This is a genomic window from Candidatus Pelagibacter sp. (assembly GCF_052049815.1).
GTDB lineage: Bacteria > Pseudomonadota > Alphaproteobacteria > Pelagibacterales > Pelagibacteraceae > Pelagibacter.
This window is the reverse complement of sequence record NZ_JBNGZG010000001.1, coordinates 25,466-43,069: the sequence shown is the minus strand read 5'-3', so window position 1 is coordinate 43,069 and position 17,604 is coordinate 25,466. Positions and strand designations below refer to the sequence as shown.

General features: G+C 30.3%; 20 protein-coding genes. 11 read left to right on the top strand and 9 right to left on the bottom strand.

Going from position 1 to position 17,604, the window contains the following annotated elements:
* Positions 1 to 80 precede the first annotated feature (80 nt).
* Genes ACTT9D_RS00260 through ACTT9D_RS00245 form a run of 4 tightly spaced genes read left to right on the top strand, consistent with a single transcriptional unit; the run spans position 81 to position 5,181 of the window.
* The gene (locus ACTT9D_RS00260; protein ID WP_440929916.1) at positions 81 to 1,337 is read left to right on the top strand and encodes a sarcosine oxidase subunit beta family protein; all 1,257 of its coding nucleotides are present in this window, start codon (positions 81 to 83) and stop codon (positions 1,335 to 1,337) included.
* Positions 1,338 to 1,607 (top strand): sarcosine oxidase subunit delta, encoded by a 270-nt coding sequence (locus ACTT9D_RS00255; RefSeq protein WP_440929915.1) that lies wholly within the window; start codon positions 1,338 to 1,340, stop codon positions 1,605 to 1,607. It begins immediately after the preceding gene.
* Positions 1,604 to 4,600 (top strand): sarcosine oxidase subunit alpha family protein, encoded by a 2,997-nt coding sequence (locus ACTT9D_RS00250; protein WP_440929914.1) that lies wholly within the window; start codon positions 1,604 to 1,606, stop codon positions 4,598 to 4,600. Before ACTT9D_RS00255 ends, ACTT9D_RS00250 begins: the two co-directional genes overlap by 4 nt.
* Positions 4,597 to 5,181, top strand: coding sequence for a sarcosine oxidase subunit gamma (locus ACTT9D_RS00245; RefSeq protein ID WP_440929913.1), 585 nt, complete (start codon positions 4,597 to 4,599; stop codon positions 5,179 to 5,181). Before ACTT9D_RS00250 ends, ACTT9D_RS00245 begins: the two co-directional genes overlap by 4 nt.
* Position 5,182: 1 nt before the next feature.
* Here ACTT9D_RS00245 and ACTT9D_RS00240 read toward each other — a convergent pair whose 3' ends face one another.
* From ACTT9D_RS00240 to purE, 6 genes are read right to left on the bottom strand one after another with little or no spacing between them, the layout of a single operon-like run.
* On the bottom strand, positions 5,183 to 6,031 hold the full coding sequence (locus ACTT9D_RS00240) for a DMT family transporter (RefSeq protein WP_440929912.1): 849 nt from the start codon (positions 6,029 to 6,031) through the stop codon (positions 5,183 to 5,185).
* 2 nt (positions 6,032 to 6,033) lie between these two features.
* Positions 6,034 to 6,474, bottom strand: coding sequence for a hypothetical protein (locus tag ACTT9D_RS00235; protein ID WP_440929911.1), 441 nt, complete (start codon positions 6,472 to 6,474; stop codon positions 6,034 to 6,036).
* Positions 6,475 to 6,477: 3 nt separating this feature from the next.
* Positions 6,478 to 7,224 carry an aspartate/glutamate racemase family protein gene (locus ACTT9D_RS00230; protein ID WP_440929910.1) on the bottom strand — a complete coding sequence of 249 codons (747 nt, stop codon included), beginning with the start codon at positions 7,222 to 7,224 and terminating at the stop codon, positions 6,478 to 6,480.
* A 13-nt stretch (positions 7,225 to 7,237) separates the two neighbouring features.
* On the bottom strand, positions 7,238 to 7,702 hold the full coding sequence (locus tag ACTT9D_RS00225) for a GNAT family N-acetyltransferase (RefSeq protein ID WP_440929909.1): 465 nt from the start codon (positions 7,700 to 7,702) through the stop codon (positions 7,238 to 7,240).
* Positions 7,702 to 8,748 (bottom strand): 5-(carboxyamino)imidazole ribonucleotide synthase, encoded by a 1,047-nt coding sequence (locus ACTT9D_RS00220; RefSeq protein ID WP_440929908.1) that lies wholly within the window; start codon positions 8,746 to 8,748, stop codon positions 7,702 to 7,704. Before ACTT9D_RS00220 ends, ACTT9D_RS00225 begins: the two co-directional genes overlap by 1 nt.
* Before the next feature lie 5 nt (positions 8,749 to 8,753).
* Positions 8,754 to 9,239: a 5-(carboxyamino)imidazole ribonucleotide mutase gene (purE, locus tag ACTT9D_RS00215; protein WP_440929907.1), complete on the bottom strand. Its 486-nt coding sequence runs from the start codon at positions 9,237 to 9,239 to the stop codon at positions 8,754 to 8,756.
* A gap of 93 nt (positions 9,240 to 9,332) precedes the next feature.
* Between purE and ACTT9D_RS00210 the strand changes: the two genes are divergently transcribed.
* The 4 genes from ACTT9D_RS00210 to ACTT9D_RS00195 are packed head-to-tail and all read left to right on the top strand — an operon-like array spanning position 9,333 to position 12,741.
* Positions 9,333 to 10,304 (top strand): membrane dipeptidase, encoded by a 972-nt coding sequence (locus tag ACTT9D_RS00210; RefSeq protein WP_440929906.1) that lies wholly within the window; start codon positions 9,333 to 9,335, stop codon positions 10,302 to 10,304.
* Between the two features lie 2 nt (positions 10,305 to 10,306).
* The gene (locus ACTT9D_RS00205; RefSeq protein ID WP_440929905.1) at positions 10,307 to 11,968 is read left to right on the top strand and encodes a hypothetical protein; all 1,662 of its coding nucleotides are present in this window, start codon (positions 10,307 to 10,309) and stop codon (positions 11,966 to 11,968) included.
* Position 11,969: 1 nt separating this feature from the next.
* Positions 11,970 to 12,578 (top strand): DUF3726 domain-containing protein, encoded by a 609-nt coding sequence (locus ACTT9D_RS00200; protein WP_440929904.1) that lies wholly within the window; start codon positions 11,970 to 11,972, stop codon positions 12,576 to 12,578.
* Positions 12,571 to 12,741 carry a hypothetical protein gene (locus ACTT9D_RS00195; RefSeq protein ID WP_440929903.1) on the top strand — a complete coding sequence of 57 codons (171 nt, stop codon included), beginning with the start codon at positions 12,571 to 12,573 and terminating at the stop codon, positions 12,739 to 12,741. The genes ACTT9D_RS00200 and ACTT9D_RS00195 overlap by 8 nt, the downstream gene beginning before the upstream one ends.
* Here the strand turns inward: ACTT9D_RS00195 and ACTT9D_RS00190 are convergent.
* The 3 genes from ACTT9D_RS00190 to ACTT9D_RS00180 all read right to left on the bottom strand — a co-directional run bounded on the left by ACTT9D_RS00190 (position 12,738) and on the right by ACTT9D_RS00180 (position 15,512).
* Complete coding sequence (locus tag ACTT9D_RS00190) at positions 12,738 to 13,283, bottom strand: hypothetical protein (RefSeq protein WP_014953494.1); 546 nt, start codon at positions 13,281 to 13,283, stop codon at positions 12,738 to 12,740. The two genes, ACTT9D_RS00195 and ACTT9D_RS00190, sit on opposite strands and share 4 nt — an antisense overlap.
* A gap of 149 nt (positions 13,284 to 13,432) precedes the next feature.
* Positions 13,433 to 14,791: an aminomethyl transferase family protein gene (locus ACTT9D_RS00185; protein WP_440929902.1), complete on the bottom strand. Its 1,359-nt coding sequence runs from the start codon at positions 14,789 to 14,791 to the stop codon at positions 13,433 to 13,435.
* Entirely contained in the window at positions 14,784 to 15,512 is a 729-nt protein-coding gene (locus ACTT9D_RS00180) for a methylenetetrahydrofolate reductase (RefSeq protein ID WP_440929901.1), read from the bottom strand. Before ACTT9D_RS00180 ends, ACTT9D_RS00185 begins: the two co-directional genes overlap by 8 nt.
* 103 nt (positions 15,513 to 15,615) lie before the next feature.
* Here ACTT9D_RS00180 and ACTT9D_RS00175 point away from each other — a divergent pair, with 103 nt between their 5' ends.
* From ACTT9D_RS00175 to ACTT9D_RS00165, 3 genes are read left to right on the top strand one after another with little or no spacing between them, the layout of a single operon-like run.
* Positions 15,616 to 16,809, top strand: a complete 1,194-nt coding sequence (locus ACTT9D_RS00175) for an aromatic ring-hydroxylating oxygenase subunit alpha (protein WP_440929900.1) — start codon at positions 15,616 to 15,618, stop codon at positions 16,807 to 16,809.
* Complete coding sequence (locus tag ACTT9D_RS00170) at positions 16,806 to 17,213, top strand: AAA family ATPase (RefSeq protein WP_440929899.1); 408 nt, start codon at positions 16,806 to 16,808, stop codon at positions 17,211 to 17,213. Before ACTT9D_RS00175 ends, ACTT9D_RS00170 begins: the two co-directional genes overlap by 4 nt.
* Positions 17,213 to 17,584: a cytidyltransferase gene (locus ACTT9D_RS00165; RefSeq protein ID WP_440929898.1), complete on the top strand. Its 372-nt coding sequence runs from the start codon at positions 17,213 to 17,215 to the stop codon at positions 17,582 to 17,584. Before ACTT9D_RS00170 ends, ACTT9D_RS00165 begins: the two co-directional genes overlap by 1 nt.
* Positions 17,585 to 17,604 lie beyond the last annotated feature (20 nt).

Here is a 17,604-nt window from a genome sequence, read left to right as displayed (position 1 = left end):
TTCATTTTGTTTTAAACTTCTAAAAAATATATATAAAAAATAATAAGAAAAGTTTAGATATTTTTCGCTAAAATCATTTTATGCAAAAATATTCAATTTTTAGTCTCGTCAAAAATGCTTTCTCTAATCATCAAAATTGGGATTTAGCTTGGAAAGATCCTGAACCAAAAGAAGAATACGATGTAGTAATAATTGGTGGTGGAGGTCATGGTTTAGCTACAGCATATTATCTAGCTAAAGAACATAAAATTACAAAAGTAGCGATAATTGAAAAGGGTTGGATCGGTGGAGGAAATATTGGCCGAAACACTACCATTATCAGATCAAATTTTATGTACGATGCTAATGCGAGATTTAATGAATTTGGAATGGATTTATGGAGAAATATGAGTCAGGAATTAAATTTCAACGTAATGTTTTCTCCAAGAGGAATAGTTAATTTAGCTCACTCTGATGCACAAATGAATGCTTACGCAAGAAGAGGTAATTCAATGAAATTGAACGGAATTGATGCTGAATTACTAAATAGAGAGCAAATAAAAAAAATTATACCTATGGCTGATTTTTCAGACGATGTTAGATATCCAATTTTTGGAGGTCTTGCGCAACCAAGTGCAGGAACTGCAAGACATGATGCGGTAGCTTGGGGATATGCAAGACAAGCTGACTCAATGGGAGTTGATATAATTCAAAATTGTGAAGTAACAGGGTTTGATGTAGCCAATGGTAAAATCAAGGGTGTTAGAACTAGTAGAGGAAATATTAAAACAAAAAAAATTGGTCTATGTGTTGCAGGAAGTTCAAATGTTTTAGCTGAACAACTTAATATGACGTTACCGATTGAAACACATTTATTACAAGCATGCGTATCAGAGCCAGTCAAACCTATTTTAGACGGAGTAGTAACTTTTGGTGCAGGCCACTTTTATATAAGTCAATCAGACAAAGGTGAAATGGTAATGGGTGGTGATTTAGATGGTTACAATAGTTATGCTCAAAAAGGAAATTTACCAACAATCCAACATGTTTTAACTGGAGGTATAGCTCTATTTCCTTTTTTAAGTAGACTTAAAATGCTTAGAACATGGGGTGGTATCATGGATATGTCTATGGATGGTTCACCAATTATTGATAAAACTCATATAGATGGTTTGTATTTAAATTGTGGTTGGTGCTATGGTGGTTTTAAATCTGTTCCAGCATCTGGTTGGACGTTTGCACACACAATCGCTCAAGATAGAATACATGAATTAAATTCTGAATTAAGTCTAAGTAGATTTGATAAAGGTTATTTGTTAGACGAAAAAGGTCTTGGAACAAAAACTTGGATTTCATAAATGTTAAATATTAAATGCCCATATTGCGGAATGAGAGGCCATAAAGAATTTGCTTATGGCGGAGATGGAACTGTAAAAAGACCTGAGTTAAATCAAGAAGTATCAGATGAGAAATGGAATGAGTTTGTTTATTTGAGAAAAAGTCCAAGAGGTAAACATATTGAGTTATGGCATCATATAGCAGGTTGTAGACAATGGTTTAAAGTTCATAGAGACACAGTTACTCACGAAATTTTTCAAACTGCAAAAATGAATGAAGAAATAAAATGAGTCAATCACACCGTTTAACTAATGAGGGTTTAATAAATAGAAATAAAGAAATAACTTTTTCTTTTAATGGAAAAAAATATATTGGTTACGAAGGAGATACTTTAGCTTCAGCCTTATTAGCTAATGGTGTTCATTTAGTTGGAAGAAGTTTTAAATATCATAGACCAAGAGGTTTTTTTGGTGCAGGTGTTGATGAACCTAATGCAAAATTACAAATTCAATTGAATGGTCATTCAGAACCAAATGTGAATGCAACAGAAATTGAACTAGTAGATGGTATAGAAGCTACAAGTCAAAACTGCTGGCCATCAGTCGAATTTGATGTAGGAGCAATAAATAACTTTTTAAATAAATTTTTTCCAGCTGGTTTTTATTACAAAACATTTATGTGGCCGAAAAGCTTTTGGTACAAAATATATGAACCTTTTATAAGAAAAGCAGCAGGTCTAGGTGTTGCATCAGTAGAAAAAGACAAAGAAAGATATGAACATAAATATGAATATTGTGATTTGTTAGTTACAGGATCAGGTCCAGCCGGATTATCAAGTGCATATGCTGCAGCAAAAAATGGCGCAAAAGTAATCTTAGCAGAAGACAAACCAAGATTTGGTGGAACACTTTTAACAGACGATGTTACAATTGATAATTTATCTGGAAAGGCATGGACTGATAAAATCATTACAGAGTTAAAAGAAATGCCAAATGTGATTGTGAAAAATAGATCTCAAGTTTTTGGATACTATGATCACAATATGATGGTGATGTTTGAAAGAACAGGCGATCATTTAAAAGAAAAACCCAAATACACCCCAAGACAAAGACTATGGTATATAAGAGCAAAAGAAGTTTTGTTATCAACAGGTTCGATTGAAAGACCTATAGTTTTTGGAAACAATGATACACCGGGAGTATTTTTATCTGCAGCAGCTAAGGAATACATAAAAGTTTATGGTGTTTTAGTTGGAAAGAAGCCTTTAATATTTACTAACAACGATAGTGCTTATGAAACTGCTTTGGAATTTAAAAAACAAGGTGTTGAACCAATTATTTTAGATACAAGAGAAGAGCAATCATCTGAATTAATAGATGCAGCAAAAAATCAAAACATAAAAATTAAATTTTCTCACGCAGTAATAGCTGCTAATGGATATAAGAAAGTAAAATCAGCTCAAATTGGTAAACTCAATAAAGATAAAACTGGATTTGAATCGTCCGAAATAATTGAATGTGATTGTATTTGTGTTTCTGGTTTTTGGACACCAACAGTGCATTTAGCTTCACAATCAGGAAATAAACTTAAATTTAATGATCAGATAGATGCTTTTGTCCCAGATAAATCAAAACAAAACGAGATATCTATAGGTGCATCAAAAGGTACTTTTACTTTACAAAAAACTTTAGATGAAGGATTTAAAACTGGATTTGAAGTCTCAAAAAATTTAACAAATAATGATGTATCAATTCCTACTCCAAACTCAAATGAACCTAAAAAAAATGTTCATGATAAATTTTGGTGTTCACCTTTACCAGAAGGAAAAAATTATAAAAGATTTGTAGATTTTCAAAACGATGTTGCAGTGTCTGACATTGAAGTGGCTTTAAGAGAAGGTTACAGATCAATTGAACATGTTAAAAGATATACAACATTAGGAATGGCAACAGACCAAGGTAGAACAAGTAATTTAAATGGTCTTCAATTAGTTGCAAATGTTGAGAAAAAAATTGTTCCACAAGTTGGACATACAACTTTTAGACCACCATTTACTCCTATTACTATTGGTACAATTGTTGGAAGAGAAGTTGATATGGAATACATGCCAACAAGAAAAACTCCAATGCACTCATGGCACGAAGAAAACAACGCTGTGTTTGTTGATGCAGGAGCTTGGAAAAGACCTAGGTATTATAAGCAAGGAAACGAAACTTTATTTGAGGCATCTAAAAGAGAAGCGAAAAATGTTAGAGATCATGTTGGTATTTGCGATGTAACAACACTTGGAAAAATAGATATTAAAGGACCAGATGCTGCAGAATTTTTAAACAGAGTTTACACTAATGCATGGTTAAAATTACCAATTGGTAAAGCTAGATATGGGGTAATGTTAAGAGAAGACGGAATTGTAATGGATGATGGAACAACAACAAGAATTTCAGAAAACCATTATCATATGACAACGACAACTGCTCAAGCAGCTAATGTCTTATCTCACTTAGAATATTACTTACAAGTTGTTTGGCCAGAATTGAATGTAAATGTAATTTCAACAACTGAACAATGGGCTGGGGCAGCATTAGCTGGACCAAAATCAAGAGATGTATTATCAAAATTATTTCCAGATCTAGATGTAAGTAATGAAGCTTTACCTTTTATGGGTTACACAGAAGGAGATTTATTCGGAGTTAATGCAAAGATTTTTAGAATTTCTTTCTCGGGTGAATTAGCTTATGAAATAAATGTTGCTTCTGATCATGGTCTTTTTATGTGGAAAAAAATGATGGAGGTCGGAAAAGAATTCAATATTCAACCTTATGGAACAGAGGCGCTATCAACACTGAGAATAGAAATGGGACATGTCGCTGGACCTGAATTAGACGGAAGAACAATTCCATATGATGTCTCTTTAGAAGGATTAGTATCTAAGAAAAAAGATTTTATTGGCAAAAGATCATTGCAAAAAGAAGCTTTTAATACGAATGATAGACAAAAAATTGTAGGACTTGTCCCATTAGATAAAAAATCTAGCATTCCAGAAGGATCTCATTTAGTTATAGATAAAAACGCAAAATTACCTAACCCTAAATTAGGTCATGTGTCTTCTTCTTGTTGGAGTGTTGAAAATAATAATCCTTTTTCATTAGCAATTGTTAAAGATGGAAAGAATATGATTGGTAAAAAGTTATTTGCTGTATCTCCATTAAAAAATACTGCAATTGAAGTTGAAGTTATATCTTCTCATTATGTCGATCACGAGGGAAAGAGAGTTAGATCATGACAAATGTTTCACCACTTAATTTTGTGCACAAGACAGGCAAATTTGGAGATTTTGAAGGGAAAAATGAAAATGACTTATTAAAAGTTTCAGAAATAAACAAACTACTAATATTCCAAGTTGCAAAATATCGAAATTCTGATTTTGATACATCAAAAATTAAAATCGATAATCTTGAATTACCATCATCTTTAAAATCATCTTCAAATTCAAAGACAAGAATACTATGGTTAGGACCTGATAATTGGTTAGTTTTTTCCTCTAGTTTAGATCTAATTCAAAAAGAAAAGGATCAATTTGATGATAAGCATTTAGCAATCACTGATATTTCACACTCGAGAACTATTATAGAAATAGAGGGAAATTTAGTAGATGAAGTATTAAAAAAAGGATGCCCATTAGATATAAATTCTCTAAAAGAAGGTGATTGTGCGAATTCTGTTTACAATGGAATTACAGTAACATTAGATTTTATCTCAGATAATCCAAAGAAAGTTAGAATATCAGGATTGAGAAGCTTTGGTGAGTCATTACACCATTCTATAACTGATGCTTGTTTAGAATTTGGGTATAAGTCAGTTTAATCTATTTTCTTGTTGCAATATATACACCAAAAGTAGCAATCAGAAATCCAACTATATCTAAATTACTTAATTTCTCTCCTAAAAAAAACCATGCCATCAAAGCTGAGGTCGGTGGAATTAAGAAAAATATAGAAACTGTTTTGCTAGCTGAATTTTTTTTTATTAGAAACATCAAAATTGTAAAAGCTCCAAAAGATACAAGAAAAACTTGATGTGCCATTGCTATTAAAAAGGTTTTATTAAAATTTATGTAAGGATTTGCAAAGAAGACAATAATTACAATGTGAAACAAAAAACCACCGACTGCTTGATAAAAATTACTAACCCTTAATGATAAATTGTTGCTTATTTTTTTTTGCCAAAGCGTTGAAGTTGTAATAGCTAATAAAGCTATAATGGTTGCAGCTAAACCCAAAACTGGAATCTCAACACCAATATCTAGTCCTAAAACCATTGCTGATCCAGTAAAACCAAGTATTACTCCAAGCCATTGTTTGAAAGTTACTTTTTCATTTAAAATAGGCCCACTTAAAGCATTTGTTAGAATTGGTTGAAGAGTAACTATTAAAGCAGCTATACCTGTTGGCATTCCTTTTGATACTGAGTAAAAAACGCCACCTAAATAAAGTCCATGAAATAAAACACCACTCAACAATGACTCACAAATATTTTTTTTGCTAACTAAAAGTTTCTGATTTGTATAAATTGAATAAATGGCAAATCCTAATGAAACCAAAAAAAATCTAAATGCCAGAGCTGAAAATGGATCACTATTATCAGTAAGAGGTTTTGTTGTTATAAAAGCAGAAGACCAAAGAATGATAAATATAAATGGAAATACTTTAATCACTATCAGTCAATCATATCTAATTTGATTAGATTTTCTTGTTTAGTTTCTTTACACCATAATTCATAACTTTCACAAGTTCTCCATAAATGATCAAAAGCTCTTTGAGATATCTCTAAAGGATAATGACTTTTTGCATAGTATAATCCAGAAAATTTGATTAATTGTTTAACCATCATATCTTTTTGGATATTTAAAAGTCTGATAGTTTCTTCAGGAATTTTCTTTTTTGTTTTTTTATCTACAAAATTATTTTTTTTTAATTCTTCAAACCAATCATCATGAAATTTTCCACTGCTAATTTCTTTGTAAAACTCAGACCCAATAAATCTATCAACAGCATCGATATTAGTTATTCCAGGGTTTTCTTTTTTTATCTGAACTACTTTTAAATAAATTAGTTCAGCAACATAAAGAATATATGGTTTCTCTTTTGAAATTTTCACTTTCTATTTCTTATATTTTTTAACAGCAGATGTAGCTAAAATTAAATTTGGATCTAAAAAAATTTTTGAAGTTTTTGCTGTTTTGATTGATTTAAATGCAAAAATAGCAATTGGAAGTTCAGTACAACCTAAAATAATTTTTTTACATTTATTCTTAATTAAATATTTTATTGATGATTGAATAACTTTAGCTGCTTTTTTCACATTACCCATTTTAACTTCTTTAATAGCTTTGTTTACACTTTGTTTTTGAAGTTTATTTGTTGGAAAACATAATTCATAATCTTTACTAAAAATTTTATCATATACTTTTGTTTTTAAAGTACCCTCAGTTGCAAGAAGACCAATCTTTGAATTTTTTTTACATGTTTTTTTGGTATGATTAAAAACCTCTTTTGGCATATTTATAATTGGTATTCTTATCTTTTTTTGTAAATCATCGTACCAATAGTGTGCGGTGTTACATGGTATAACAATAAATCTACACTTTGCTTTTTCTAATTTTTTACATCCATCAATTAAACTTTTTAAAACTTTTTCATACTTTCTTTTTGATGAAATATTTTCAAATCTATTAGAGAGTGCTCCAGTAGTTTTGCCTATAGACTCAGGTCTTCCAGGAATATTTGATTTGTTATATAAAAAGAAAAGAGGATAATCTTGATCTATTTTACCTCTATATTGAGTTGCAAGTTTATTGCAAAAATCAAGTCCTGCTTGAGTTCCCATTCCACCAAGAATACCAATCATAAATTAATTAATCCTATTCATTAATAAGTTTTGTGTAGTGCATTGAGTTAATATCTTCTTTGTAATGTGCAAAAGGCTCACAAACTTTAAAACCACACTTATCAAATAATTTCCTTGCTGGTAAGAAAAATTTTCCAGCACCAGTTTCTATACTTAATCTTTTAATTTTGAGTTTTTTTGCTTCTTCAATAAGATGATTAATGACTTTTATTCCATTATTCTGGCCTCTAAATTTATCGTGAACTCTTATTGATTTAAATTCACCATGCTCTTTATCTAAAAATTTTAGTGCTCCACATCCCATTAGATTATCTTTTTCCCATAAACTCCAAAATTTTATTGTTGGATCTTTTAAACCTGGAATATCCAAAACATGTGCACTTCCTTCTGGAGATGCAGCTCTCAATTCTATGAAATGTTTTATAAGCAATTCATTAACTTCAGGATTTTCAAAATTTCCTTCAATTGATTTAATCATTATATTAGTGTTGTTAGGTGACCCATTTTTCTTTTCTTTTTAACTTCTTTTTTTAAGTAGTCAAAAAAGAATTGATTTTTTTCAAGTGTAGGGTTCTGTCTATAATGTAGGATATCTTCACCAATTAGATTAATCATTTTTGCATTTGATAATTTTTTTAAAGGTATTTTGTCTAATTTACAAACTGCTCTTATATGATTTTCAAATTGGCTTACATTGAATGCGTTTATTGTTAAATGACCAGAGTTATGAACTCTAGGTGCAATTTCATTAACATAAAGATTGTCGTTTCTATCAACAAAAAATTCTACACACATAGTCCCAACATATTTTAATTCCTCAGCAAGCAATATGGCCCACTCTTTAGATTGATTTAAAATATTTTCACTAATATTCGCTGGTATCTCTGAATATTTTAAAATTTGATCTTCATGTTTATTTTCTATTGGTTCATACACCTCATAACTATTAACACCAAACCTAGTAACAATAACAGAAATCTCTTGTTTTAACTTAATTAGTCTTTCTAAAATGTATTCTTTAGAAAAATCTATGTTTAATTTTTCTATATCTTCATGAGATTTAATTGGGTATTGACCTTTACCGTCATATCCCAAAGTTGTGGTTTTAAGAATTCCTGGTAATAAATCTCCTAAAGCTTCTAAGTCAGATTTTTTTTCAACCACCGCATATCTTGTTGTTCTTATATTGAATTTATTAACAAAATCTTTTTCTGCGATACGGTGTTGTATAATTCTATTTACAGAAGGTTTAGGTAAAACAGGTTTTGAATTATTCATTTCATTCAAAGTTTGATAAGGGATATTTTCAAACTCGTATGTAATTAGATCTACTTTTTGAACAAATTCATTTATTTTGTTTTGATCATTATAAGCTGCATGAATATATTCATCACAGAAATTTTGTGCTGGCCCATCTTTATCATCACAATATACAACAACTTTTATATCAAACTTTTTTGCAGCAACAGTTAACATGCTACCTAGTTGTCCACCACCAATTATCCCTAAAGAAATATTTAACATTTACTTTATTTGGGTCTCTTCTTAACTTTATTTGTTTGTGAATTTCTCCAAGACTTCAACTTATTTTTAATTTTACTATTATCATTCGCCAAAATTGATGCTGATAATAAGGCTGCATTAATTGCTCCATCTTCACCAATTGCTAATGTACCTACTGGAATACCTTTCGGCATTTGAGCAATAGAAAGCAGACTATCGAGTCCTTTTAATTTTTTACTCTCAATAGGAACACCTAATACAGGTAAAGATGTGATCGCTGCAATCATCCCTGGCAAATGTGCTGATCCACCAGCGCCAGCAATTATTACGCCTGTGCCATTTTTTTCAGCATTTTTAGCAAATTGATACATCCTATCAGGAGTTCTATGTGCTGATATAATTTTAGTTTCAAAAGAAACGCCAATTTTTTTTAATATATTTTCAGCTAATTTCATAGTTTTGTAGTCAGATTGACTACCCATAACTATTGATACTTTTTTATTTTTCTTCATTGAAACCTTTAGAATCTTTATTTCAAACTCTTAGTAAAATTTCAATAAATTTATAGAAATTGAACATGAGATTGATAGACTATTTAGATCATCATGAGCAATAATTATAGAATTGATAATCTTCAGTATTGTAATTGGTCTAGAGAAATTTTTCAGATCAATAGAGAGGCAAAATTAGATGCTGTACATGTAACAATAGTTTATCACGAGGACTATGATGAATTATTATTAGAAATTAAGAAATGGCAAAAATTAGCTGAAAATAATTCTGATTTGATTTTTTTAGCTAATAATTCGACAGATATAGAGAAAGCAAAAAAACTAAATAAGACCGCAGTATTTTTTGGATTTCAAAATTGTTCACCAATTGAAGATGATATTTCGTTAGTTGAGAAAGTGCATCAACTTGGGTGTAGATTTATGCAACTTACATATAACAACCAATCTCTTCTAGCAACAGGCTGTTATGAAAGAAATGATAGTGGCGTAACAAATTTTGGTAGAGAAGTAATCAGAGAAATGAATAGAGTGGGAATTGTAATTGATATGTCACACTCGGCAGAAAAAAGCAGTTTAGATGCAATTGAGATAAGTGAAAAACCAATAGCGATTACACATGCCAACCCATCTTTTTGGCATCCAGCAAAAAGAAATAAATCAAATGATCTTTTAAAGGCATTAAATGATAGCAACGGTATGTTAGGTCTTTCTTTGTACCCTCATCATTTACATAATAATAGTAAATGCACATTAGAAAATTTTTGCGAAATGGTTGCAAAAACTGCAGAAATTATGGATGTAAAAAATATTGGTATTGGTTCTGATCTTTGCCTTAATCAACCTGATGAAGTTGTTGAATGGATGCGTAATGGAACATGGACTAAAACTAAAAATTATGGTGAAGGCTCAAAAAGCAAACCTGGTTTTCCAGATCAACCTAGTTGGTTCAAAGATGCAAGAGGATTTGATAATATTGAAAGTGGTTTAAGAAAGATTGGATTTTCTGAGGAAGATGTGAATGGAATTTTAGGAAACAATTGGTACAATTTTTATAAAAATATTTGAATATGAATATTGAGTTACGAAGTCCAGACAAAGTTATGAAATTATCAAGACTTGGATCATTTCATCAATCAAAACTTTCTTTTTTAAGAAGTTTTTTAAAGGAGTTTAAAGATTGGGAGTATAGAAGAGATTTATTTGATCTTAATAAAGAAGGATTTGGAACTGCTGTATATTCATTTAGAAAAGATGAGAGAGTTTATTCTCTAGTATGTTTTGCAAATCAAATTGATGACAATGAAAGATCAGATAGAGTGATTGCCACAAAATGGGATGCTGCCTTCACTCTTCACGATGGAATTCCTGAAAAAAAAGATATTGAAAGATTAAGAAATGAAGTTCCAAAGCAAGAAGTTGGAAGAATGTCTTACAAAGAACTAACCTTATCTAGAGCAAATAAATCTGTAAGAGTTTTTAATCATGTTGTTGAAAAATTAAGTAACGGAGAACAACCTGATTTGGAATTGTTGTCTAAGGTTGGATATTTATACAGAACTACAGCTGTATATGGTTCTGGAAAATTTGGATTGGCAGATAGGTTTAGAATAAAGAATAGAGAGGAAATCAATGGTCCATTTAGATTAGAAATGATGTTAGTTTACTTAGTAAGACAATTTACTTTTGACCAAGTAAATCATATTGCAAAATGTCGAAATCCTAAAAAAGCAATCTCTTTAGATAATAAAATTTCTAAAAATTTAGGCATAGGCAACTCAACTGGTTTAGGTATGGCACCTTTTATAGTAAATCACCCAACGTTGTTGAACAATTGGATATTGATGAGAGAAACAGCCCTAAAAAAAATTAGAGAAATCAAAAATGTTAAAGATCAAGATTTTCAATTATTTTGTACTTGTTTGAAAAATTCTTTGACCAATATAACTAGCTGGAACTCTGATAGTGAATATCAAATTAAGAAAATTAAATCTCTTTTAATTGATATAAATAAATTTTTAAAATTTATAGATAATGAACTTGATACGAATAAAGATTATTTATTTAATGAAATTTACAACTGGATCGATCAAAATATGTGCGAAGAGGCAATTGAATATATAGTTTCAATCATGCTTGAACCATATGATGAAATTTTAGAACCTTTAATTCAAAAAATGAGTTCTGATGAAGAAAAATATTTTAATATTCCAACAAATAGATCAACAGATGATTTAAATAAAATTTTAAAAGATAGATATTCAGAAATTTTAAAAATTGATTTTGAAAATAAAGAAAACAATCAAAATTTCTGGTTTATATCCAAAAATAAAGAAGAACCTAGACTTGCAGATAGATTTGATGAACAAGGATCTGAATTAGAGCAACCACTAGCTATTGCAAGAGATATAAAAAAATTACATCAAAAAGTAGAAAAATTAAAAAAAACAATTTCTGTTGCAGAGTTTTTAATTGAAAATGCTGATTTGAGACATGTTGTAAGACGTGTTTTTATAATTGAAAAATTTCCTTATTCTGAAATTCAAGATAACACCATAGGTAAATCAATTATGCCGATAGACATGTTAAGGCTTAAGTTATCATATTTTGGAGCATTAAAGTTTGATCCTAGATCAGACAAATGGTTAAGAATTTGTATGTTTCAAGGAGCACCTCTTCCAAATGATTTAAAAAATTATGATGAGCAATGGGTTTATAAAACCCAGATTTAAAATGAGATCTCTCAGTGAAATTGAAACAGTATCGAAAAGAGCTAGTAGAGCAGTTGGTTTTAGTTGGGGAGAAGCAGAAGAAATAGGAAAAAATATAAGATTATTAGAATTGTTTGGTTTACCAGGAATAAAAAATTTAAACTTATTTTTGTCAGAAAAAAAAAATAATAGATTTGAGAATTTAAATTTAATTTCAGAAACAAATAAATCTAATAAAAATCATTTTTGCCCAATTTCAACTGGTATCAGCTTCTTAGATCAGATAGATAATTTAAAAGATAAGATTGTCTCAATTAACAATATTGCTTATCCAATATTATTTATTCCATTCTTAAGCAGAAGTTCAGAAATTATTGGAAAAAGAATTAAGCTAAAATTTAATCAAGCACAGATAATACTTAATTTTAATGTTAATATTTATTCAGATAATAATTTTTCAGATTTAATTTTAAAAGGTAAAGATGTTGAAATTAGTTTTTTAGAAAATACTGATTCATTTTCTGAAGATGAATGGAAAAATCTTTATAAATTGAGTGAAGATACATTTGTTGAAGAATCTGAAAGTTTAAAACAAGGTGGAGCAGGAGCGGGATTAACAGATAATGATTGAAAATAATGATGAGCTTATTTTAGAAGATATTAATGAGGAAGAATTAAATAATATATGCGATGAATGTAAACAAGAACATCAAAGTGTTACTCAAAACCTAATATTAACTGGATATAAAATTTGTAAATCTTGTAGAGTTTCTAAAACTATATTCCCTCTTTAACTTACCTGACTTATTGGCATTGCATCCATTCTGCTCATTACAAATGAGATAGATAAAAATACAATTATTAGAAAAGATAAGAACACTATACCAAATGATTTCATATTGGATTTAAGATTGAGAATTTGTTTAGTTGAAATAATCAAACCAGCAAAAATCCAAAATTGCGTAAGAAAAATAATTGGTATCATTAATTCTGGTGTTACAGCAAAAAACCTAATTAAGCCTGGTGCATGCGCAAAACCAACAGCAGTAAGTACTTTTTTAAATGGTATTTTAGTATCTTTGTCTGGAAATAACTTAACACCAATAACATAAATCAATATTGCCCATACAAACCATGTAATAATTGCAGTTAAACCTGAAACACCAATGGCAGTTTTAACAACTGTGTTAGCTGCAACTGCACCAGCCACACCATCTAAAATCATGATAAGACCAGCAAAATAAATTGCAGCTTCTCCAAAGTTTTTATTATCTTTGTAGAGTGATCGATCTAGTTTAATTGATTTAAAAACAATATTTAAAAATTCACCAAACATATTTTATTTTTTTTTATCTTTTTGTTCTTTATATGAAATAATTAGTGGAAATATTATTAAAGCAATCGCAATAATAATGCAAACAGCGATTAAGAAAGTTTTTGACATAATTTAAAGGGGGCAATGTATTTGCCCCCTAAAAATAAAAATTAACCTTTTACAACTTCTCTTGTATTTGCGTTGTAAGATTCTTTAAATGGAATATCAACGACCACAGCATCTACAGGTTGACCTGGTTTATCTGCATATTGATCAGGTAAATGTATTTTATACTTTGTGCCTAATTTACCTTTTGGAAAGCCATTAGCATTTAATGTTCCATCAAAAGGTACATATCCCATTGCGATATTTTGTTTTTTCTCAGGGTGATACCAAGGAGAGGTAACAAAACCAACTGGATCACCACCATCTGCATTTGATATTAACCAAAAATCAGGAGCGTATTCTTCAATAGGTTTTCCACCTAGCTCAAGACCAACTAACTGAAGTTTGTATGGTTTTTTACCTGCTTTAAGATCAGCTCCCATTTTTTCGAGAGCAGCCTTTCCAACATAATCACCTTTCTTTTTCCATTCACCTTTTCCAGATAATGAAACTTGGTAACCTAAGTTACATTGAAAAGGATTGTGCTGTTGATCTAAATCTTGACCCCATGAAAGAATTCCTGCTTGAATTCTTCTATGGTGAGCTGGTGCAATAACCATTAAGTTATGCGCTTTACCTTTATCAAGAACAGCATTCCACATATCCTCAGCATATAAAGTAGAGTCTCTTAGGTAAATTTCATATCCTGCTTCTCCAGAAAAACCAGATTGAGAAATAATAACATCTCTTCCTCCAACTTTAGCAGAAGCTAAACCGTAGAATGGCATGTCATCAAAATCAACTTGATCTCCACAAAGATCTTTCATTAATGCTTTTGATTTTGGACCTTGAATTTGAACTGGACTGACATCGATTTCATTTATATCGACATTAAATCTTCCATCTGCATTCACTCCTTGAAGATACATTCCAATATCACTATCAGATAAACTGAACCAAAACTCATCTTCAGAAATTCTTAAAAGGATTGGGTCATTAAGAACTCCCCCATAAGCATTACATAGAATTACATATCTAGCTCTCATAGGTGAGATCTTAGTTGCATCTCTAGTAATTACGTAATCAACAAATTTTTCTGCATCTGGACCCTTAACTTGAATTTGTCTTTCTACAGCTACGTTCCACATTGTTACGTGATTTACAATTGCATCATACTCAACCATTGCACCACCATCTTCTGGTTTTACATACCCTCTTGGGTGATAGATACGATTGTAAACAGTTGCTCTCCAACAACCTGCTTTCATTGATAAATGCCAATATGGAGATTTTCTTACTCTCGTTGATATTAACATTTCTACTTTAGTAGGACCACTTTGTCTTAAGTTATATGGTACCTTTCTGTCAGACTGATCTACTGACGTTACATGCCTTACTTTGTCGTAATCGAACTCTTTAGACATATTTGTTCTCCTTCAACCACTTGTTTGTTTCCTTCAAGCCGCCGAATGTATAAATGTGGAAGTTATCAGTATGCGATTTAACCTTCCCAATTAAATCATTAGGGTCTTTAGGTTTTAATAAATCTAACGCCTTACTAAAATTAGATTTAAGAAAGTTAATGGAATTTTTCGCACCAACGATATTTGCAAACTTTATTAAGCTTGAAATTTTCATGGGCCCAGTAATTCCAACATGCACTGGTACGCTTTGTTTAGAAATGAAATCAATAATAGGCTGAGTATCTAATAACCATTGGGTTACAATATAATCAGCATAAGGCTTTTTATCTATCATTGCTTTTTCTAAATCTTGGTCAGAAATATCAGGGCTTCCTTCAGGGTGTCCTGCTATTCCAATTTTAATTCCTTCTAAATATCCTGTTTCAAGAATTTGAAATGAACTATCAAATTTTCCAATTGGTTCTCTACTTCCACCAATAACTAAAGCTTGTTTAACTCCTAAATCTTTACACATATTCATATAATCTTTTAGCTCTTCATCGTTGCTTATTGAACGAGCTGGAACATGTGGAACAGGGTTAAAACCCTCTTTAACTAAATCTCCTGATTTTTTTGCTGTCTCTTTATAGTCTCCTCCAGGCAATAGTGTTACGTAAACATCCGTCACAGCAGGAAGAGTGCTAAGATCCGTATGAGGACCAATTTCTAAAGAAAAATTCATTCTTCCCCGACTCGTATCTTTTTTGAAAATCTCTGTCAAAGAAATTCATTTCTTACTCTTAGGAAATTTATTGCTAAAAATTTAACCCATGGTAATTTTTTCTATGTCTCAGAAATTCACAAATTCAACCCTCTCAAGAATTTTGGAAATAGATAAGCTTAAAAATGTAGACATGCCAATTGAGAATGCAAATGGCCTCCCTAATGAATGTTACACAAATGCTGATTATTTAGATTACGAAAGAGAAAAAATTTTTTGTAATAAATGGATTGTAATAGGTGTCGCAAGCTCAATTCCAAATCCAGGAGATGCTAGACCATATAATCTGCTCGGGATTCCTTTAATTTTGGTAAGAGATAAAGATATGGGAATAAAAGTATTTCATAATGTATGTAGCCATAGAGGATTTAAGCTTGTTGATAAACCATGTACTTTAAAAAATGTGATTAGGTGCCCTTATCATTCTTGGTCTTATGATTTTAAAGGAAACTTAGTTGCAACTCCGCATATTGGCGGTCTTAATAATCACCAATCAGAAAAATTCGATAAAAATAAAAGTAATTTAAAAGAGGTAAAATCTAAAGTTTGGATGGATATAATTTTTGTAAATATCAATTCTAATGAAATAGAATTTGATGATTATATTAAACCTCTCGAAGATAGATGGTCTAGTTTTATCAATAAAGATGATCAAAAATTAATCGTTCATTCTAATGATTATGGTTATTTTAATTTAGACGTAAACTGTAATTGGAAGTTTGCAATAGAAAATTATTGTGAGAGTTATCACTTACCAACAATTCATCCTGAACTGAATAAAGTTTCAAATATCAATGATCATTATCATATTCAAGGTTTGCCAAATAGATTTGCAGGTCAAGGAAGTAAAAAATATGAACAACCTGTAAAAGGAAATAAAAAATTTGAAACTTTTCCTAATTGGGACAAAACAAAACTTAAGAATTCTGAATATATAGCTTTATTCCCTAATGTTATGATAGGTTTACACATAGATCATTTTTATGTTTATTGGTTAGAGCCTTTAGCAATGAATAAAACTCGTGAACATATGCAAATGTATTATGTTGGAAATGAAAGTGCTAACGGTGAGGAACTTAAAGAATTAAGAAAAGAAAATTCCAGATTTTGGAAAGATGTGATGATAGAAGACATAAAAGCTATAGAAGGAATGCAAGAGGGTAGAAATTCACCAGTATATAATGGAGGAAATTTTTCTCCAGTTATGGATCAACCAACACATCAATTTCATAAGTGGGTTGCAATTAATTTACTATGAAAATAATTTTAATCATGGGTCTTCCAGGATCAGGAAAAACAACTTTAGCTAATGAATTAGCACCATTGCTAAATGCAAAGAGACTTAATGCTGATGAAGTTAGAAAAGAAGCTAATGATTGGGATTTTTCAGAGGAAGGAAGAAAAAGACAATCAAAAAGAATGGCTGACTTTGCTCTAAAGATGAAAGAAAATGGAAATAATGTAGTTGCAGATTTTATTTGTCCAACACCTGAAGCAAGAAAATTATTTCCAGCTGATTTTGTTATTTGGGTAGATACAATAAAAGAAGGTAGATTTGACGATACAAATAAAATGTTTATTAAACCTGACAAGTTTGACTTTCATGTAACAACACAAGATGCTAAAAACTGGGCACCAAAAATATTAAAGGAGATAAAATAATGGCTTACGAATGGGATAATAAAAAACCAACCGCACAAATGTTAGGAAGATGGCAACCTTTTCATGATGGCCATTACACTTTATTTAAAGAAATAATTAAAAAAACTGGACAAGTTTGTATTCAAATTAGAGATGTACAAGGAGTTGATGATAATCCTTTTGATTTTGAAACAGTTAAAAAAAATATAGAGGAAAGACTTAACCCTGAGTTTGAGGGTAGATTTAAAATCATGTTAGTACCAAATATTACAAATATTTGTTATGGAAGGGGTGTTGGTTATAAGATTGAAGAAATTGTCTTATCTGAAGAAATTCAAAAAATCTCAGCTACCAAGATTAGAGCTAAAATGAGAGAAGAAGGAAAACTTTAGATCAATCTGTATAATTTATA